The organism is Salmonella sp. SJTUF15591 (assembly GCF_043356435.1).
GTDB lineage: Bacteria > Pseudomonadota > Gammaproteobacteria > Enterobacterales > Enterobacteriaceae > Salmonella > Salmonella enterica.
On record NZ_JBEUJO010000003.1, the window covers coordinates 458,433 to 475,680 of the forward strand.

Here is a 17,248-nt window from a genome sequence, read left to right on the forward strand (position 1 = left end):
ATTTCAAAGGCGAAGTGTAGCCTTTTTCCCTGCCTAAGCCCAGCCAGCAGATCGCACTCGCAATAAAAGTAAAAAAGTGTCCGTAACGTGGCGCAAATGGCTATGACTGGTTAGCATAAATTCATTACGCGGCATGATGCTGCATTGGATAACAATTGAGGAAGTGCTTGTGGATAGAGCCAAACCATTTGTCTGGCGTCTCGTCGCCGCCAGCGTATGCCTGCTGACCTTTTGTCACCTCGCGCGGGCCGACTCACTGGAAGAGCAGCGTAACCGCTATGCGCAGATTAAGCAGGCCTGGGACAACCGCCAGATGGATGTGGTAGAGCAGATGATGCCGGGTCTGAAAGATTATCCGCTCTACCCGTATCTGGAATACCGTAAGATCACCGACGATTTGATGAACCAACCGGCGATTGCCGTCACGCAGTTTGTGCGCGCCAATCCTACGCTTCCGCCTGCGCGTACGCTGCAATCACGCTTCGTCAATGAGCTGGCGCGTCGTGAAGACTGGCGCGGCTTGCTGGCGTTTAGCCCGGAGAAACCCGGCACCACGGAAGCGCAATGTAACTATTACTACGCGAAATGGAGTACCGGGCAAACGGAAGCGGCCTGGCAGGGCGCGAAAGACCTTTGGCTGACCGGCAAAAGTCAGCCGAATGCCTGCGATAAACTGTTCAGCGTCTGGCGGGCCTCCGGCAAGCAAGACCCGCTGGCGTACCTGGAACGTATTCGGCTGGCGATGAAAGCCGGGAATACGGGGTTGGTTACGGTGCTGGCCGGACAGATGCCGGCGGAATATCAAACGATCGCCTCAGCGATCATTACCCTGGCTAATGACCCTGATAACGTGTTGACCTTCGCACGCACCACCGGCGCCACCGATTTTACCCGCCAGATGGCGGAAGTCGCGTTTGCCAGCGTCGCCCGCCAGGACGCGGAAAATGCACGTCTGATGATCCCCTCGCTGGTACAGGCGCAGAAACTTAATGAGGAACAAACGCAGGCGCTGCGCGATATCGTTGCCTGGCGACTGATGGGCAACGATGTGACCGATGCGCAGGCGAAATGGCGCGATGACGCGATTATGCGCTCGCAATCGACGTCGCTTATTGAGCGGCGCGTGCGTATGGCGCTGGGGATGGGCGATCGTCGCGGTCTCAATACCTGGCTTGCCCGCCTGCCAATGGAGGCGAAAGAGAAAGACGAGTGGCGTTACTGGCAGGCGGATTTATTGCTGGAGCGCGGTCGTGACGCCGAAGCGAAAGAGATCCTTCATGCTTTAATGCAGAAGCGCGGTTTTTATCCGATGGTTGCGGCGCAGCGTTTAGGCGAAGAGTACACGCTTAAAATTGATAAAGCGCCCGCCAACGTAAACAGCGCGTTGACGCAGGGGCCGGAGATGGCGCGTGTACGGGAGCTGATGTACTGGAACCTGGATAACACGGCGCGCAGCGAATGGGCGAATCTGGTAAAAAGCCGTAGTAAATCTGAACAGGCGCAGCTGGCGCGCTATGCGTTTAACCAGCACTGGTGGGATCTGAGCGTACAGGCGACGATCGCTGGAAAACTGTGGGATCATCTGGAAGAGCGTTTCCCGCTGGCGTATAACGATCTTTTTACCCGCTATACCCGCGGAAAAGATATCTCACAAAGCTATGCCATGGCGATTGCCCGCCAGGAGAGCGCCTGGAACCCGAAAGTAAAATCGCCGGTAGGGGCCAGCGGCTTAATGCAGATTATGCCGGGAACGGCCACCCATACGGTGAAAATGTTTTCGATTCCGGACTACCGCGGCCCCGGCCAACTGCTGGAGCCGGAGACCAACATCAACATTGGCACCAGCTATTTGCAGTATGTCTATCAGCAGTTTGGTAATAACCGTATTTTCGCCTCGGCGGCGTATAACGCCGGGCCGGGGCGCGTGCGCACCTGGCTGGGCAATAGCGCCGGGCGTATCGATGCCGTAGCGTTTGTCGAAAGCATTCCCTTTTCGGAAACGCGCGGCTACGTGAAAAACGTTCTGGCCTATGACGCTTACTATCGCCACTTTATGGGGCAGAAAGCGGCCTTAATGAGCGACTCTGAGTGGCAGCGACGGTATTAATGCAGACGGGTTATGTTATCATTTGTACTCGTGTAACAGTACAAACGGCGGTATAACATGACCCAGCATTCCCCTTATTCATCGGCTATCGCCGAACAACGTAATCAGGAGTGGCTTCGTTTTGTGGAGTTACTCCGTCAGGCATATGCAGAGGATCTGCATCTGCCTTTATTACAACTGATGCTTACGCCGGACGAGCGTGAAGCGCTGGGAACGCGCGTGCGCATTATTGAGGAGTTGCTGCGTGGCGAAATGAGCCAGCGCGAGTTGAAAACCGAGCTGGGGGCGGGCATCGCCACCATCACGCGCGGGTCAAACAGCCTGAAATCCGCGCCGGTTGAACTGCGTCATTGGCTTGAGCAGATACTGCTGAAAAGCGCCTGATTTGCTCGTAGGCCGGATAAGGCGAAGCGGCCATCCGGCAACATCGCCGCGAAATGCCTGATGGCGCTGTGCTTATCAGGCCTACAACATAGCGCAAATAATTATCGATACACCGCGTTATGAAACGGGCTTAACGCCAGGATCACCGCCTGGTAGTAAACGCTGGAGCGCGTTAATTTTCCGGCGGTAAATACGCCAATGGCGCCCTCTTTGCGACCAATCTCGTCAATACCGGTATAGTGGGACATCACCGGGCCAAGCGCTTCTCCCTGGCGGACTCTGTCGAGAATGACGGCGGGCAGCGGCAGCGTGGCCGATCGCGCTTCACCGCGCTGAACGCCGTTATCAATCACCACCCAACTGAAGGTGGCGTCATCGTCAATTCCGGCTTCAATGGCTACCCAGAAATCAGCTTGTGGATGCAGGCGTCGCGCATTATCCACGCGATTTCGTGCGCCAGCACGCGTTTCCTCGCTTCCGAAGGGCTGCTCCGGTACGCCGCTCTCGACGGCGACGGGCGTAATATGGCACGATCCTTCGCCGAAAATCTCTTCAAATGCCTGTAGAATTGCCTGAATTTTGGCAGGATTGGTGGTCGCAGAGATAACCTGGTGCATAATTAAGCTCAGTTTTAAAAATTTATCGCAGTATAACGGAAAAAAAACATGTTACAGGTATACCTTGTTCGCCACGGTGAAACGCAGTGGAACGCCGAGCGACGTATTCAGGGCCAATCGGACAGTCCCCTGACAGCAAAAGGCGAGCAGCAGGCCATGCAGGTAGGAGAACGCGCCCGCAGCCTCGGCATCACCCATATCATCAGCAGCGATTTAGGCCGCACAAAACGCACGGCGGAGATTATCGCCCAGGCGTGCGGGTGTGATATCACCTTTGACTCCCGCCTGCGCGAGCTGGATATGGGCGTGCTGGAAAAGCGCCAGATCGATTCGCTGACGGAGGAAGAAGAGGGCTGGCGTCGTCAGCTGGTCAACGGCACGCAGGATGGCCGCATTCCTGGTGGGGAATCGATGCAGGAGTTGAGCGATCGCGTTCATGCCGCGCTGGCGTCCTGTCTGGAGCTACCGCAGGGCAGCCGACCTTTATTGGTCAGTCACGGTATCGCGTTGGGCTGTCTGGTCAGTACTATACTGGGACTACCCGCCTGGGCGGAACGCCGGTTACGTTTGCGCAACTGCTCTATTTCCCGCATCGATTACCAGGAAAGTCAGTGGCTGGCGTCTGGGTGGGTGGTAGAAACCGCAGGGGACGTTTCGCATCTGGACGCCCCTGCATTGGATGAGCTACAGCGTTAACGGCGAATCGGGATCAGAAATTCGCAGCGCAGGTTGATAGGGCGATCGCCGGTTTTGGTATCTTCTGACGGGTAGTATCGCTCTATATCCTGTCCTTTACGACGGGTCAGATTCAGCATTGGCATACAGGTGCCGTAAACGGTCAGGATAAAATCCTGCACGCCGGTTCCTAACCCTTCATAGGTGAACATGACGTATTCACCACCCTGCAACAGCACGGGATGCGCCGACTGAACATAGCCATCGGCCTGCTCTTGCGGCAGTGCGGTGGTATAGAATACTTCCTGCTCATCGTCTTTCTCCATGCTGGGGCGCGTTTCATTAAGCCCATAAAGCACTGGCGGAATAGTTGGCGAATGACCGAGGAAATCATGCCAGAATTGCACGCGCATTTCGTGGCGGAAGTCGGAAATCTGTTCCAGCGAGCAGGAATAGCTCTGCGTGACGCCAAGGAGCGGCGTATCTTCCAGCGTAACGAACTGATGTTCCGGCACGGTAAACTCGCCCAGCCGTAATGGCGGGCGAATGCCAAAGGCGCTCCATTCCGAGGAGCGACGATACAGCGCTGGCGTCTGGGAAAACTGTTTCTTAAAGGCGCGCGTAAAGGTTTGCTGAGAATCGAAGCGGTACTGAAGAGCAATATCCAGAATTGGACGCGCGGTCAAACGCAGCGCTACTGCTGATTTCGATAAACGACGGGCGCGGATGTAAGCGCCAATGGCGTGGCCCGTCACGTCCTTAAACATTCTCTGCAGGTGCCACTTGGAATAGCCTGCTTTTGCCGCCACATTGTCAAGTGACAGCGGCTGATCCAGATGACCTTCCAGCCAGATTAACAGGTCGCGAATTATGCCAGCCTGATCCATAAAATATCCCCATCCTTTCAACAACGAGCACCCGATATCAGGTAAGAGGATAATAGCATTTTTTGTTCTTTTAGCATTCAGTGTTTTTTTTGAGCTTAAATGCTTTTTTTAGGCAACGTGACAGGTAATTATTCTAATCCTGTGATCTATAACCATTTTATTTTAGAATGTCTAATAATTACGCAACGTAACTTTTATGAATGGTAACAATATGAAATACAAGAGCTTAGTACTTTTCTCAATTTTGTTGCTGCTGGGGCAGAGCGCCCGCGCGGAACAAATTGGTTCAGTCGATACGGTATTTAAAATGTTCGGTCCTGACCATAAAATCGTGGTGGAAGCTTTTGACGATCCTGATGTCAAAAACGTGACGTGCTATGTTAGCCGGGCGAAAACGGGCGGCATAAAAGGCGGATTGGGGCTGGCGGAAGATACGTCTGACGCCGCCATCTCTTGTCAGCAGGTCGGGCCTATTGAACTGAGCGACAAAATTAAGAACGGCAAGGCGCAGGGAGAGGTGGTTTTCAAAAAACGCACCTCATTGATATTTAAGTCATTGCAGGTCGTGCGTTTCTATGATGAGAAACGCAACACGCTGGCGTATCTGGCCTATTCCGACAAAGTAGTCGACGGGTCGCCGAAGAACGCCATCAGCGCGGTGCCGGTCATGCCGTGGCGACAATAACAGGGAAAGAGTATGCAGCAACCGCAGGTCTGGTTAGTCGAGGATGAACAGGGAATCGCCGATACGCTCATCTACACCCTGCAACTGGAAGGGTTTACCGTTGAGCTATTCGCTCGCGGGCTGCCCGCGCTGGAAAAAGCGCGTCAGCAACGGCCGGATGCGATGATTCTCGATGTGGGACTACCGGATATCAGCGGCTTTGAGCTGTGTCGGCAGTTGCTGGAACGCCATCCTGCGCTGCCGATTCTTTTCCTGACTGCCCGTAGCGATGAAGTGGATCGATTGCTTGGTCTGGAGATCGGCGCAGATGATTATGTCGCCAAGCCGTTCTCGCCGCGCGAAGTGAGCGCCCGCGTGCGCACGCTGCTGCGCCGGGTGAAAAAGTTTGCTGCGCCGTCGCCGGTGGTGCGTACCGGACATTTTGAACTCAATGAACCGGCGGCGCAGATCGCCTGGTTTGGTACGCCGCTCTCGCTGACGCGTTATGAATTTCTGCTCCTTAAAACCCTGCTACTGTCGCCGGAGCGCGTGTACTCGCGTCAGCAATTGATGGATATTGTCTGGTCTGATGCCCAGGAGACCTTCGATCGGACGGTCGATACACACATCAAAACCCTGCGCGCTAAGCTACGCGCGATCAATCCGGATCTCTCGCCAATTAACACGCATCGTGGAATGGGATACAGCCTGAGGAGCGTCTGATGCGCATCGGAATGCGTTTGCTACTGGGCTACTTTCTTATTGTCGCCGTCGCCGCCGTGTTTGTGCTGTCTATCTTCGTTCAGGAGATAAAGCCGGGCGTCCGCCGCGCGACGGAAGGGACGCTGATTGACACCGCGACGCTGCTGGCGGCGCTGGCCCGCGACGATCTCCTTTCCGGCAACCCGACTGACGGCCAGTTGGCGAAGGCATTCGCCCAGCTGCAACATCGCCCGTTTCGCGCCAATATCAGCGGGATCGTCAAAGTGCGCAATGAATACCATGTCTACATGACGGATGCGCAGGGGAAGGTGTTGTTTGATTCGGAAAACAAAGCGGTGGGGCAGGATTATTCTCGCTGGAATGACGTCTGGCTTACGCTGCGCGGACAGTATGGCGCCCGCAGCACGGCAAAAGATGCTGCCGATCCCAATAGCACCGTGATGTACGTAGCCGCGCCGATAATCAGCGATGGACGGATTATCGGCGTCCTGTCTGTCGGCAAACCGAATGCGGCAATGGCGCCGGTGATTAAGCGCAGCGAACGGCGCATTCTGTGGGCCAGCGCCGTTTTACTGGGAATTGCGCTGGCGATTGGCGCGGGGATGGTCTGGTGGATTAACCGCTCCATCGCCCGGTTGACGCGCTATGCGGATTCTGTCACCGAAAACCGCCCGCTTGCGTTACCTGCATTAGGCAGCAGCGAGCTGCGTAAACTGGCGCAGGCGCTGGAGAGTATGCGCATTAAGCTGGAAGGCAAGAATGAGATTGAGCAGTACGTGTATGCGTTGACTCATGAGCTGAAAAGTCCGCTGGCGGCGATACGCGGCGCGGCGGAGATTCTGCGTGAAGGACCGCCCGCGGATGTGGTTACCCGCTTTACAGAGAATATACTGGCGCAAAATACGCGAATGCAGGCGCTGGTAGAGACCCTGCTGCGCCAGGCGCGGCTGGAAAACCGGCAGGATATCCCTCTCGCGCCGGTTGCTGTTGATGAGCTATTTACGCAGCTTAGCGAGGCACGCAGTATTCAGTTGGCGGCAAAAAAGATCACCCTTACTCTACGGCCTTCCTCGCTGGTTGTCGTCGCCGACGCGGAGCTTCTGGCGCAGGCGCTGGGCAATGTGTTGGACAATGCCATCGACTTTACGCCTGAAAATGGCGTTATCACATTAAGCGCTCAGCCGATGGGGGAGAAAGCGATCCTGCAGGTGACGGATTCCGGCTGTGGTATTCCTGATTTTGCGCTGCCGCGCATTTTCGACCGATTCTATTCGTTGCCCCGTGATAACGGGCGTAAAAGCAGCGGGCTTGGGCTGGCGTTTGTCAGCGAGGCGGCGCGGCTCCTCAACGGTGAGGTGACGTTGTGCAATCGTCCCGAAGGCGGCGTGCTGGCCTCGTTGACACTTCACCGTCACTTCACATAACTTCAAATTCTCCCCACATCGCGTTCTTACACTGCTGGCATTGCAAAGGAGAACGCTATGTTGAAATCCCCCCTGTTGTGGAAAATGATTACGTTAGGCGGCGCCATGATCCTGCTGTTAATTCCCCTGATGATGGTACGGCACACCATCGTGGAGCGTGCTGATTATCGAAGCCATGTAGAAGCCGCTATTCGTCAGAGTACCAGCGGCCCGCAAAAGGTCGTCGGCCCGCTGGTGGCGGTTCCGGTGACAGAGCTCTATACCGTGCTGGAAGAGGAGAAAGAGGTCCAGTATAAGCGCAGCTATCTCTATTTTTGGCTGCCGGAGTCGCTATTGGTTGAAGGCAATCAAAACGTTGAAGCGCGAAAAATAGGTATTTATCAGGGGCAGGTGTGGCATACCGATATGGCGATAAAGGCGGAGTTTGATGTGGCCCGTCTGCATGAGCTGAACAGACCGAACATTACCCTTGGAAAGCCCTTTATCGTCGTGGGCGTCGGCGATGCGCGCGGTATCAGCGCAGTAAAAGCGCCGCAGGTGAATGGTGAAACGCTCACTGTAGAACCGGGGACCGGCTTACCGGAAAGTAGAGAGGGCATTCATATCCCGCTGCCGGACAGTCAGTGGGCGACGCGCAACCTGACGTTGGCGATGTCGTTAAATTTAAGCGGAACCGGCAGCTTTTCACTGGTTCCCGTCGGGCGTAGCAGTGAAATGACCCTGACCAGTAACTGGCCGCACCCAAATTTTGTGGGGGATTTTCTTCCCGGTAAACGCGAAATCAGCGGTTCAGGATTTCAGGCCCAGTGGCAAACCAGCCGGTTTGCCACGAATCTCGGCGAACAGTTTGCTGATGCGCAAAAGGTGGATTGGGACAACTTACCGGCGTTTAGCGTCGCTGTATCGACGCCAGCCGACCAGTATCAACTGACGGACAGAGCGACGAAATATGCCATTTTGTTGATTACGCTAACGTTTATGGCTTTCTTTGTCTTCGAAACCCTGACGGGGCAGCGGTTACACCCGATGCAGTATCTGCTGGTGGGGTTATCGCTGGTGATGTTCTACCTGCTGTTGCTGGCACTGTCGGAACATATCGGTTTCACGCCAGCCTGGATCGCCGCAAGCCTGGTGGGCGCGTTGATGAATAGCGTTTATTTGCAGGCGGTGCTGAAAGGATGGCGCAATAGCGTGCTGTTTACGTTAGCGTTATTGGCGCTGGATGGCGTGATGTGGGGATTGCTGCGTTCGGAAGATAGCTCGTTGCTTCTGGGTACCGGCGTTCTGCTACTGGCGCTTGGCGGCGTGATGTTCCTGACGCGCCATCTGGACTGGTATTCGCTCTCTTGTCAGCAACGTAAGTCATTACCGCCAGTAAAAGATGACGAATTACGTTTGTGGAAATAAATCTAACGGGCGCGCGCGTTAACGTTTTCCCGCGCAGCGCCAGAAACTGTGATGCCGTTAGTTATAGGTCAGGTTTAATGTTGCCGTGGCATTCGCCTGGCCGGCCGTTACCGTGGCGGCGGTTTTATAGTAGCGCGCGCTAATTTTCAGGGTGGTCGACATATTCATGGTTCCGCCGTTAACCGTCTGGCTGCCATCGGCATTGGTGGTAATCGTGTGAGTAAAGAGATCAATTTTTTGATTGATTGGCAAACTGTCGGTAAAGAAACCGGCGTCCGGCGCCTGAATACCCAACTGTACGCCAACGCCGGTTGCGCTGGTTGGCGCGCTTGCATTGCTCAACTGGATGACTGAATTATCAGGATTGTTTCCGCTGGCCGGTTGGGCGCTTAACGATGCGGAAATAGCGGTGCCTTGTTCGCAGGTCAATAAGATATCCTGCTCGCCTGTGCCCGCGGTTTGACTGTTAGCGAAACTGCCTAAATTGACGCTGCCTAAATCCACGGTGATGGCAGGTGTTTCTACCCGACATCCCATCGCTTTCATAATCAATTGCGTATTCCCCAAATACAGATGGGTCAGGATATCGCCGCCGGAGTCTTCCGTTGCGCTATCGCGAAAAGATACGCGCGCCAGTGGGCTTTGGAATGTCGCGGTACCGGAGGTGATCGGACCGCCTAAGGCGACCAGTTCAACATTGTAGGCGGGAGCCATCGCATGGTGTGTTTTATTGCCATCGCCATTATGGTAGGTATTATCGATTGGCATGACATTATCGTAAGGGCCAGCATTCGTTTGGGTTTTAATCGCAACGCCCACGCCGGAAATCCCGGTGCTAAATACCGGCGTGTTGTTCCCGTCATTCGCATTGATTGTCGCTGATGTATTTGACTGCGCGCTACCGGGTTCATATAAAAAACCGACCTTATAATCGCGACTACAGCCATCCATTGTGACTTCGGAGGTGGAAACCCAGCCCGATTGCCACAACACTTCGCCTGCGGTATAGGCGTGGCTATCCACCACAAGCTGCGACGGCGGGGTGATAGTGATCGCGCCTTCATTTCCGGAACGTTTACAGGAGGCGTAACCATAACTGGAGTACGCGAACAGCAGAATAAGCGCCAGATATAACCTTCTCATGAAAAATTCCTGCTTTTATACCAGGTGAAATAGAAAGATGTTATTGCCATGCGATAGTGAACGTCACAACGGACGTGAAATCCCCTGCCGTGACTTTTCCATACGGGGTATACATCCTTGCGGCGACAGGTAAATTGGCTTCATGGGTATTACTGTTGATATCCACCGTGTAAGTGACGTTGTTGGCCAGATTGACCAGACTTTTACCGTCCAGGTTAAAAAGCTGTAATCCTAAATCCTGCGCCGGATTGGCCGCGCTGTTTGCATAAATCGCAGAAGCATAATGCGGATCGGGATAAGGTACGCCGTTAAATGAAATCGCGGCTTTTGTGGTCGTTGCCGGGCAATTCGTCATTTTTATGGTAAAAGGAATGGTGGCGGTATTGCCACCGGCCACGGCGATATCCGCCCGGGCATATTGTCCAAGAGAGATCGTGTCAGGTACCGTCACGGTACACGGATCGGCATAAATTAATCCCGTAACGTTAATGTCTACGGCATCTGCGGTATTGTATGCCGCGCTGATCGAGGGCGACCATAATGCCAGACCCGTGAACGTTAACAGGGCGGCTAATGCAGCAAATCTGTTCATATTCATCTTTTATCCCACCAGAATCACTGGCATTGCTCGTGTAAGATTTCTACGCCAGAAGCGGAGGGGGAGCTCGGTATACGATAAGAGACCTGACACCGGTCTGCTGCTGTTGGCCCCCACTTCACTAATAACCGCCCTTGTTTTTCCAGTCCGGTTAACCAGGCTTGCCCCGCATCACCAACAAAACTGCTGTGATTGTCTGGTTTTGTTAAAGACGAGACGGTCGCGCCAAAAGGAACAGGCAGATTGTTTATGCGGGTTAATACCATCAATGCCTTGTAACCAATATTGGTTTTATATTCAGCCCTGACCACCGCGCCACGGGTAGGCACCAGCGTTTTACTGGTATCAATGAGCTCAATATTTTTTCTAATGCCCGTCGTATCTAAAGACACTTCATTACGATGGTAAGGCGAAGCATAAGGTACGACGGCATAGCCCCGAAAATCGGTGTCCACGCCCGTTTCGTTATTCACGGGGACACCCGCTGCGCCAGGGGCTTTAACCAATATGATGGTGTCGTCCATTGGCTGGGATAGTGTCAGGCCATTTCGATGTAGCAGTACGCCGCCCTGAACGCCATAATTCAGACGGCGCATATGATTATCGTAGCTATACCCGCCGTTAATATCCGCATACGTCCCGTTATAGGTTGCGCTCACATTACCGCTGGTGGCTTTCTCTTGAGAGGAATAACCTTCCTGAACGCTCCATGAGAGATTTTTCTGTGCCAGCGCTGTTCCGTTTAAACCGACAGTATGCGTGGTATCGCCGTCTTTCGCGGAATTCATATTGTAGGTGGCATACGTTGACGGCATAAAGGCATCTAACGGAATACTAATATTGATTGAAATTTGCTGGTCATTACTGTCTTCCGTATCGTCGTCTTCATCCTGAGAATTATCGGCGTTCAGCGTATAAGAATAGTTAATGCCATAGCTTACGTTATGCCATGTGTTGTTATAGCCAATACCTAATGATGTGGTATGAGTGTCATTCCAGTAATCTTCATTATATAAAGTGAGTGAAATGGAACCGTAGATAATGTCTTGCGATAACGACAGGTCGGTGCGATTACGTACATGATCATAGTGACTATTATCGCTATAGGTATCCAGCACATCCTCAAGAGCGTAGTAATCTTTGGTCGAATAACGGTAGCCGGCGACAGTGAAATTGGTGCCTGTTGACTGAATATCTTTGCTGTAACGAATACGCCAGGATTGTCCGGTAAGCGTATCGCTAACCACATCGCCTGCTTTAATTTTTGACCATGAGTTGGTGACGTCTAAAGACAATGCGCCCAGATCGCCAAGGTTTAAGCCTGTCCCGATGAGCGCCGCATGATAAACATCATTGCTCAGCGTACTCTCTATTCCGCCATAGGCGGTTATGCCGCCTGCTAATCCGTATAAGGCCGTCAGTTCAGCGAAGTTCTGTTGCGCGGAATGCGTATCTGATGAACGCGTGCGGCCTACCGTCAGGTCGTATTTCAGGTGGCCTTCACGCTGTAATACCGGAACGCTGGCGTAGGGCACAATGAAATGCTGTTCAGAACCATCGGATTCTTTGATGGTGACGTACAGGTCGCCCGAACCGCCGGTTGGATAAAGATCATTAATGGCGAATGGACCCGCCGGAACGTTAGTTTTGTAGATGGTATAACCGTTTTGTTCAACGGTTACCTGCGCGCTGCTTTTGGCCACCCCGCGAATGACCGGGGCGAACCCTTTCATACTGTCCGGCAACATATCGTCATCAGAAGAGATCTGTACGCCCTTAAATGAAATACTGTCAAAGACGTCCGCGGGCGTGTTATTTTCCCCGGCGATCAGCTGTCCTTTTAAAAATTCGATATCGCGAGAAACATAGGTGTAGGCAGAATCCCAGCTATTTTGCCCATCGCTGTCATGATTCCAGGTTGAGTAGTTACGAAAACGCCATGCGCCAATGTTAATACCAGGGCGCAGGTTAGCGTATTCGCTATTTTCCGTCCGATTTTCATCAATATCGTGATCCTGCGATCCGGTAAAACTGTAGTTCAGCAAAAAAGCATTAATGCCTTCATCCCATTCGCTGGTAGGGACGAATTCTCGCGGGTCGGCGATCAACGCGATTTGAGGGATCGCTAAATCCAGCCGGTTACCGATGACATTAAACTTTGCTACAGCGCCAGCCAGCAGACTAAGATCGGTACACCCGTTTGGGTCATTTTTAAGCTCGGGGAAGTTTTCTGTTTTTACGCCCCACTGCTTGAGTTGTTCAACGCTAAGACACGGCTGTAGGGAGAGCTTATTATCTGCTGATTTTTTATTTTTAAAGGCAATATTTTTTGTTTCAACACTGGTGTTATTAATATAAATATCAACATTATAGGTGCCTTCTGCCTGCCCCCCCTTTTCGAAAACCGATAGATCGACATTCTCCACGCCCGGTTCATCATTTTCCAACGATAATGGATTAAAATGATCATGCGCTAACGCTGGTTTTATGGAACAGCATATAAACAGAAACGATAACGCTAATTGAGAACGGGGCTCTACTCTGGAGAATTGCACAGTAAAAGTCCTGAAAGGGTAAAAGTAAAGTGAAGTCGTTAATGGCTAGAATGAACCGGAATGCGGCTCTAAACTCATCCCATAATCGCTGATTAATCGCCACGTTACCGTGCCATGAGGGGCGGCAGTAGAACCCAATTTAAATGACGCTGATGATTTTGGCGGAACGAAGGTCGCTGATTTCACTTCATGGCTGTTAAGCGTCACACTGGCAAAGTTCATATAATAGGGAGTGGGGTTATTTACGGTAATAACATCACCTGCCGTCTGCCATTTTAATTGTTGGCTCTGGCTATCAGGCGTTGATTTTGTTAATGCTGGCGGTCGATAAATAAGCTTTATTTGGGTATTAATTGAGATTTCCACGCGGTTCGCGGAGGCATTATCATCAATAGAAGGAATACCCTTAATATTGAGCCAGTACATAGACTCCCGATCTGCAGGTAGGGGGGCGCCAGAGCGAATAACCCGAATACTGTTCTTTTGCCCGGCATCAAGGCGAAAAAGAGGCGGGGTGATAATAAACGCCTGCTTATTTGTGACCTGGGGATCGGCAACCGATAACCATGACTGAACAAGATTCGCTTTGCTGTCTTTATTCTCTACATTGATTGACGACTCATCATTATTGCCGTCGAAAACCAGTCGGGTTCCGCCAACAACAATGCTGGCATGGGCAACATGGCTTGTCAGTAATACGACCAACACGGATTTCTTTATGTGTTTCATTTTTTACTCTGTAAAGATGTTTTGCGCTATGGACTGGCATCCTGCCTGTCCATATCAGGATGAGAATGCCTTACTGATACGAAACGGTATACGTAACCTGAGTGCTAACATCTCCACCGGTTACGGTTGCGGAACCATCGTTTGCCATGGCGGCGTAATAGGTAAAGTCTGCTTCCGAGCCGTCGGTTGGCAGGTTCACTGCGGCATCATCCGTGTTATCTGTCACATCGCTATGTGAAGCGTTCTGAATAGAAATACCGACACCCGCGGCGCCCGTTTCCGATCCTTCGTCCGCGTTTTTGAAGTACGTTGGGTTGGAATCATCTGTTGCGCCGTGGAAGCGGAACATGGCCTGGGTCGGTACGCCAGTCCCTGCTTCCGGGCAGCTAACCAGGCTTACGGTAAACGGCACGTAATCGGTTGTGGCGCCTTTTTCCGCGATGCGTTCTTTGCTGTAATTACCTAAATCAATGGTGGTATCCGTGGAGCCATTAACCTGAACCGTACACGCCTGATCGTAAATTTTGCCATTGAACGTAATCGTGTTCTGGGCAAATACCGGTGTGGATGCTACGGCAGTTAACATTGCCAGGATGATAATTTTCTTATTAAACATATTAATTGTTGCCTGATTCTATTCGCTGAAAAATAAAGATAGCTATATAAAATAAAATATTATATTTTACTCTGTATGCGCTTCTTTCTGTTCTGTAGATAAGCAGGCGGCTATTCTACGTATATCAACTATGAACTCAATAAAAATTCTGATGCAATATTGAACGGCAGTCCAGTTTCGGACCCGGTAACAAAGTTTAATAAAATACCACTAAAGAAGTATGGTTGATGACCGGATTTATAGAGCAAGATCTCTTTTTTGATAATAGTTATTATTTCCTGGAGGATTTATTTAACTCTATATTGCTTTATTTTTAAGAATATACGACGCTTGTCCGTTTAAAATGAAACCGGCAGGTTTCGAAGCTCTAACAGTCTTCCATGCAGTATTTTTATATAGTCCCCCGCTTTTAGTTCTGAAAGTACCTGCATGATACGGCTGCGTGAAAGCCCGGTTCTCTGCTGTATGAAGTTCTGTGCGTTGATCTCAAATCGTGAGCTTTCAGGATACGACCACAGTTCAAGTAACAGCGCTTTTATCTGGCTATAGGCGTCCTGCCCGATAAGGTTTCTGTCACGGTTAGTCATGAAAGCAATGCGGTACATCAGGATGTTCGAAATGTCACGCCAGAGATGCTTTTCATCAGCTATTTCCACAAAATCTTTTACTGGGACAGGATAATATTCACAGGTGGTTTCGGCGATAAAAAAGACGTCTGAATTCTCTTCTAACTGGTATAAGTCAGCATAGGCATCTACCAGGCCTAAAATCATTGGTGAGACACCGCAGCCCATTACAATGCTGTCGATACGCCGACATACTTTAATAGCGCCTTTAGTGATTAACAGGATGTGGGATTGATTATCAATCTTGATATCCAGTGTTTTACCGGCCGTAATAGTGACAGGGGAGATGTTTTGAATAACGTGCCGATGAATATTTAAAATGGCTTGCAGGTTTTTTTCTTTCCCTGTGGGACGATACACATTCCCGCCGTTTAACTGCTTCATATCTTCCCCATTATTATGGCTGATAAAGTGGTTGACTATTAAAAGGTAAACATAAATTTAATATTCACTTAAAATTATAATTAAGTAAATTAAAATAGCCAACAAGAATATTTAAGTCAATGTATTCACCTTATCAATGCATGAGCGACAACGCTGTTTGTAAGGTTAACCATAGTAAATGTGATGATTTTATTTGCAATCATTTTATGACAGCTATCATAGGTACCGTGCTTAACGAGCGCGTAGAGCGTACAGGATAGCGAAGCGATGAACATCGCTGTTGGAGGATACGAATGAGAGAAAAGTACAAAATGCAGGCGGGCGGCGTTTTACTGAGCGAAATCGCCGCCTGCCGGAACTCCTCCCGGCGGGAGCCATAAGCGGTTAGCGGTACTGGACGATCAGGCTTTGAATCTCCGGATGATCTTTTAACGACACGTGCCGTACCGTGGCGATTCCATTCATCAACGAAATAGCGTTTCCAGACGGTGTGGCGACTGTCTGCAAATGGGGGATATTATTCCGCAAACATGATACCTCGATATTGCGATCGTGAGGCGCAAGATTACAACCATATTCGACAATCTGGCCTTTGAAATGAATAACGCCTGCGGAGACCGGCGCGGTAGCAGCCAGCGCGGCTGATGAAGCTGACATCGCTGCACAAAACAGGTAGCAGCATAATGGTGATTTTTTCATCCTTTGAAACCTCACGTCCTGTGAGCATCCCCTTATTTTTTGGGGACTAACAAATCCCGTGTATTACTCTTTAATGTAAATACACAAACTACCTTAACTTTCGCAAGCTGAGATAAACAGCGCTATACGACAATTTTTATGTAAAAGAGTACGTCATAACGGCAGGTCAGGAGGGAAAGCGAGGCCGCTTAGCGGAAGGGGGGGCATAAGAAACAGCCAGTAAGAATAACTTACCGGCTGTTTTTACGGTTTGGCGCCTGGGCCGAATTAATCCTGCAGGTCGCCGCAGAAGCGATAACCTTCGCCGTGAATGGTGGCGATGATTTCCGGCGTATCCGGCGTGGATTCGAAATGCTTACGAATACGACGAATGGTAACGTCAACAGTACGGTCATGCGGCTTCAGCTCGCGCCCGGTCATTTTCTTCAACAGCTCTGCGCGTGACTGAATTTTGCCAGGGTTTTCGCAGAAGTGAAGCATCGCGCGGAACTCGCTGCGCGGTAGTTTATACTGCTCGCCGTCCGGGCCGATCAGTGAACGACTGTTGATATCCAGTTCCCAACCGTTGAACTTGTAGCTTTCAACGCTACGACGCTCTTCGCTGACGGTACCCAGGTTCATGGTACGGGACAGCAGGTTGCGGGCACGGATGGTCAATTCGCGTGGGTTAAACGGTTTGGTGATGTAATCATCCGCGCCGATTTCGAGGCCGAGAATTTTGTCGACTTCGTTATCGCGGCCCGTCAGGAACATCAGCGCAACGTTAGCCTGTTCACGCAGTTCACGCGCTAAGAGGAGACCGTTTTTCCCTGGCAGATTGATATCCATGATCACCAGGTTGATGTCATATTCAGAGAGGATCTGATGCATTTCCGCGCCATCTGTCGCTTCGAATACATCATAGCCTTCCGCTTCGAAAATACTTTTCAACGTGTTGCGTGTTACCAACTCGTCTTCAACGATAAGAATGTGCGGGGTCTGCATGTTTGCTACCTAAATTGCCAACTAAA

The 17,248-nt window shown here is 51.3% G+C and carries 17 protein-coding genes; 7 read left to right on the forward strand and 10 right to left on the reverse strand.

Annotated features, from left to right (window positions below):
- Positions 1 to 136 precede the first annotated feature (136 nt).
- Both sltY and trpR read left to right on the forward strand, forming a co-directional pair.
- On the forward strand, positions 137 to 2,107 hold the full coding sequence (sltY, locus tag ABVM99_RS09690) for a murein transglycosylase (protein ID WP_254170684.1): 1,971 nt from the start codon (positions 137 to 139) through the stop codon (positions 2,105 to 2,107).
- 57 nt (positions 2,108 to 2,164) lie between these two features.
- Positions 2,165 to 2,491, forward strand: a complete 327-nt coding sequence (gene trpR / locus ABVM99_RS09695; RefSeq protein ID WP_000192005.1) for a trp operon repressor — start codon at positions 2,165 to 2,167, stop codon at positions 2,489 to 2,491.
- Positions 2,492 to 2,592: 101 nt separating this feature from the next.
- Here trpR and yjjX read toward each other — a convergent pair whose 3' ends face one another.
- A complete protein-coding gene (gene yjjX / locus ABVM99_RS09700) occupies positions 2,593 to 3,108 on the reverse strand; it encodes an inosine/xanthosine triphosphatase (protein ID WP_000554310.1) in 516 nt (171 codons plus the stop codon).
- A 48-nt stretch (positions 3,109 to 3,156) separates the two neighbouring features.
- Here yjjX and gpmB point away from each other — a divergent pair, with 48 nt between their 5' ends.
- On the forward strand, positions 3,157 to 3,804 hold the full coding sequence (gene gpmB, locus ABVM99_RS09705) for a 2,3-diphosphoglycerate-dependent phosphoglycerate mutase GpmB (protein ID WP_000942363.1): 648 nt from the start codon (positions 3,157 to 3,159) through the stop codon (positions 3,802 to 3,804).
- Here gpmB and robA read toward each other — a convergent pair.
- Positions 3,801 to 4,670 carry an MDR efflux pump AcrAB transcriptional activator RobA gene (robA, locus tag ABVM99_RS09710; RefSeq protein ID WP_000371685.1) on the reverse strand — a complete coding sequence of 290 codons (870 nt, stop codon included), beginning with the start codon at positions 4,668 to 4,670 and terminating at the stop codon, positions 3,801 to 3,803. The genes gpmB and robA overlap by 4 nt on opposite strands.
- 211 nt (positions 4,671 to 4,881) lie before the next feature.
- On the opposite strand from robA, the gene creA reads away from it, so the two are divergent.
- From creA to creD, 4 genes are read left to right on the forward strand one after another with little or no spacing between them, the layout of a single operon-like run.
- Positions 4,882 to 5,355 carry a protein CreA gene (gene creA / locus ABVM99_RS09715; protein WP_000875811.1) on the forward strand — a complete coding sequence of 158 codons (474 nt, stop codon included), beginning with the start codon at positions 4,882 to 4,884 and terminating at the stop codon, positions 5,353 to 5,355.
- 12 nt (positions 5,356 to 5,367) lie between these two features.
- Positions 5,368 to 6,057 carry a two-component system response regulator CreB gene (gene creB / locus ABVM99_RS09720; RefSeq protein WP_052938287.1) on the forward strand — a complete coding sequence of 230 codons (690 nt, stop codon included), beginning with the start codon at positions 5,368 to 5,370 and terminating at the stop codon, positions 6,055 to 6,057.
- Positions 6,057 to 7,481: a two-component system sensor histidine kinase CreC gene (gene creC / locus ABVM99_RS09725; RefSeq protein WP_023195066.1), complete on the forward strand. Its 1,425-nt coding sequence runs from the start codon at positions 6,057 to 6,059 to the stop codon at positions 7,479 to 7,481. The genes creB and creC overlap by 1 nt, the downstream gene beginning before the upstream one ends.
- Positions 7,482 to 7,538: 57 nt before the next feature.
- A complete protein-coding gene (gene creD, locus ABVM99_RS09730; protein WP_000920383.1) occupies positions 7,539 to 8,888 on the forward strand; it encodes a cell envelope integrity protein CreD in 1,350 nt (449 codons plus the stop codon).
- Positions 8,889 to 8,945: 57 nt separating this feature from the next.
- On the opposite strand, the gene sthE is transcribed toward creD, so the two are convergent.
- The 8 genes from sthE to arcA all read right to left on the reverse strand — a co-directional run bounded on the left by sthE (position 8,946) and on the right by arcA (position 17,222).
- Positions 8,946 to 10,031 (reverse strand): fimbrial major subunit SthE, encoded by a 1,086-nt coding sequence (gene sthE, locus ABVM99_RS09735; protein ID WP_017441771.1) that lies wholly within the window; start codon positions 10,029 to 10,031, stop codon positions 8,946 to 8,948.
- A 40-nt stretch (positions 10,032 to 10,071) separates the two neighbouring features.
- Positions 10,072 to 10,629: a fimbrial protein gene (locus ABVM99_RS09740; RefSeq protein WP_023195067.1), complete on the reverse strand. Its 558-nt coding sequence runs from the start codon at positions 10,627 to 10,629 to the stop codon at positions 10,072 to 10,074.
- Between the two features lie 17 nt (positions 10,630 to 10,646).
- Complete coding sequence (locus ABVM99_RS09745; RefSeq protein ID WP_001160707.1) at positions 10,647 to 13,184, reverse strand: fimbrial outer membrane usher protein; 2,538 nt, start codon at positions 13,182 to 13,184, stop codon at positions 10,647 to 10,649.
- Positions 13,185 to 13,229: 45 nt separating this feature from the next.
- Positions 13,230 to 13,913: a fimbrial biogenesis chaperone SthA gene (sthA, locus tag ABVM99_RS09750; protein WP_000680522.1), complete on the reverse strand. Its 684-nt coding sequence runs from the start codon at positions 13,911 to 13,913 to the stop codon at positions 13,230 to 13,232.
- Between the two features lie 70 nt (positions 13,914 to 13,983).
- The gene (locus ABVM99_RS09755) at positions 13,984 to 14,529 is read right to left on the reverse strand and encodes a fimbrial protein (RefSeq protein WP_000482235.1); all 546 of its coding nucleotides are present in this window, start codon (positions 14,527 to 14,529) and stop codon (positions 13,984 to 13,986) included.
- Between the two features lie 338 nt (positions 14,530 to 14,867).
- The gene (locus tag ABVM99_RS09760; RefSeq protein ID WP_000811635.1) at positions 14,868 to 15,539 is read right to left on the reverse strand and encodes a winged helix-turn-helix transcriptional regulator; all 672 of its coding nucleotides are present in this window, start codon (positions 15,537 to 15,539) and stop codon (positions 14,868 to 14,870) included.
- A 384-nt stretch (positions 15,540 to 15,923) separates the two neighbouring features.
- Entirely contained in the window at positions 15,924 to 16,238 is a 315-nt protein-coding gene (locus ABVM99_RS09765) for a hypothetical protein (protein ID WP_000749515.1), read from the reverse strand.
- 267 nt (positions 16,239 to 16,505) lie between these two features.
- On the reverse strand, positions 16,506 to 17,222 hold the full coding sequence (gene arcA, locus ABVM99_RS09770; RefSeq protein ID WP_001194359.1) for a two-component system response regulator ArcA: 717 nt from the start codon (positions 17,220 to 17,222) through the stop codon (positions 16,506 to 16,508).
- Between the last annotated feature and the right edge of the window lie 26 nt (positions 17,223 to 17,248).

Coding starts and splice junctions, on each gene's coding strand:
- yjjX (WP_000554310.1), bottom strand. CDS start 3,108: ATGCACCAGGTTATCTCTGCGACCACCAATCCTGCCAAAATTCAGGCA.
- ABVM99_RS09765 (WP_000749515.1), bottom strand. CDS start 16,238: ATGAAAAAATCACCATTATGCTGCTACCTGTTTTGTGCAGCGATGTCA.
- ABVM99_RS09755 (WP_000482235.1), bottom strand. CDS start 14,529: ATGTTTAATAAGAAAATTATCATCCTGGCAATGTTAACTGCCGTAGCA.
- sthA (WP_000680522.1), bottom strand. CDS start 13,913: ATGAAACACATAAAGAAATCCGTGTTGGTCGTATTACTGACAAGCCAT.
- creB (WP_052938287.1), top strand. CDS start 5,368: ATGCAGCAACCGCAGGTCTGGTTAGTCGAGGATGAACAGGGAATCGCC.
- creD (WP_000920383.1), top strand. CDS start 7,539: ATGTTGAAATCCCCCCTGTTGTGGAAAATGATTACGTTAGGCGGCGCC.
- trpR (WP_000192005.1), top strand. CDS start 2,165: ATGACCCAGCATTCCCCTTATTCATCGGCTATCGCCGAACAACGTAAT.
- gpmB (WP_000942363.1), top strand. CDS start 3,157: ATGTTACAGGTATACCTTGTTCGCCACGGTGAAACGCAGTGGAACGCC.
- sthE (WP_017441771.1), bottom strand. CDS start 10,031: ATGAGAAGGTTATATCTGGCGCTTATTCTGCTGTTCGCGTACTCCAGT.
- sltY (WP_254170684.1), top strand. CDS start 137: ATGCTGCATTGGATAACAATTGAGGAAGTGCTTGTGGATAGAGCCAAA.
- ABVM99_RS09740 (WP_023195067.1), bottom strand. CDS start 10,629: ATGAATATGAACAGATTTGCTGCATTAGCCGCCCTGTTAACGTTCACG.
- creA (WP_000875811.1), top strand. CDS start 4,882: ATGAAATACAAGAGCTTAGTACTTTTCTCAATTTTGTTGCTGCTGGGG.
- ABVM99_RS09760 (WP_000811635.1), bottom strand. CDS start 15,539: ATGAAGCAGTTAAACGGCGGGAATGTGTATCGTCCCACAGGGAAAGAA.
- robA (WP_000371685.1), bottom strand. CDS start 4,670: ATGGATCAGGCTGGCATAATTCGCGACCTGTTAATCTGGCTGGAAGGT.
- creC (WP_023195066.1), top strand. CDS start 6,057: ATGCGCATCGGAATGCGTTTGCTACTGGGCTACTTTCTTATTGTCGCC.
- arcA (WP_001194359.1), bottom strand. CDS start 17,222: ATGCAGACCCCGCACATTCTTATCGTTGAAGACGAGTTGGTAACACGC.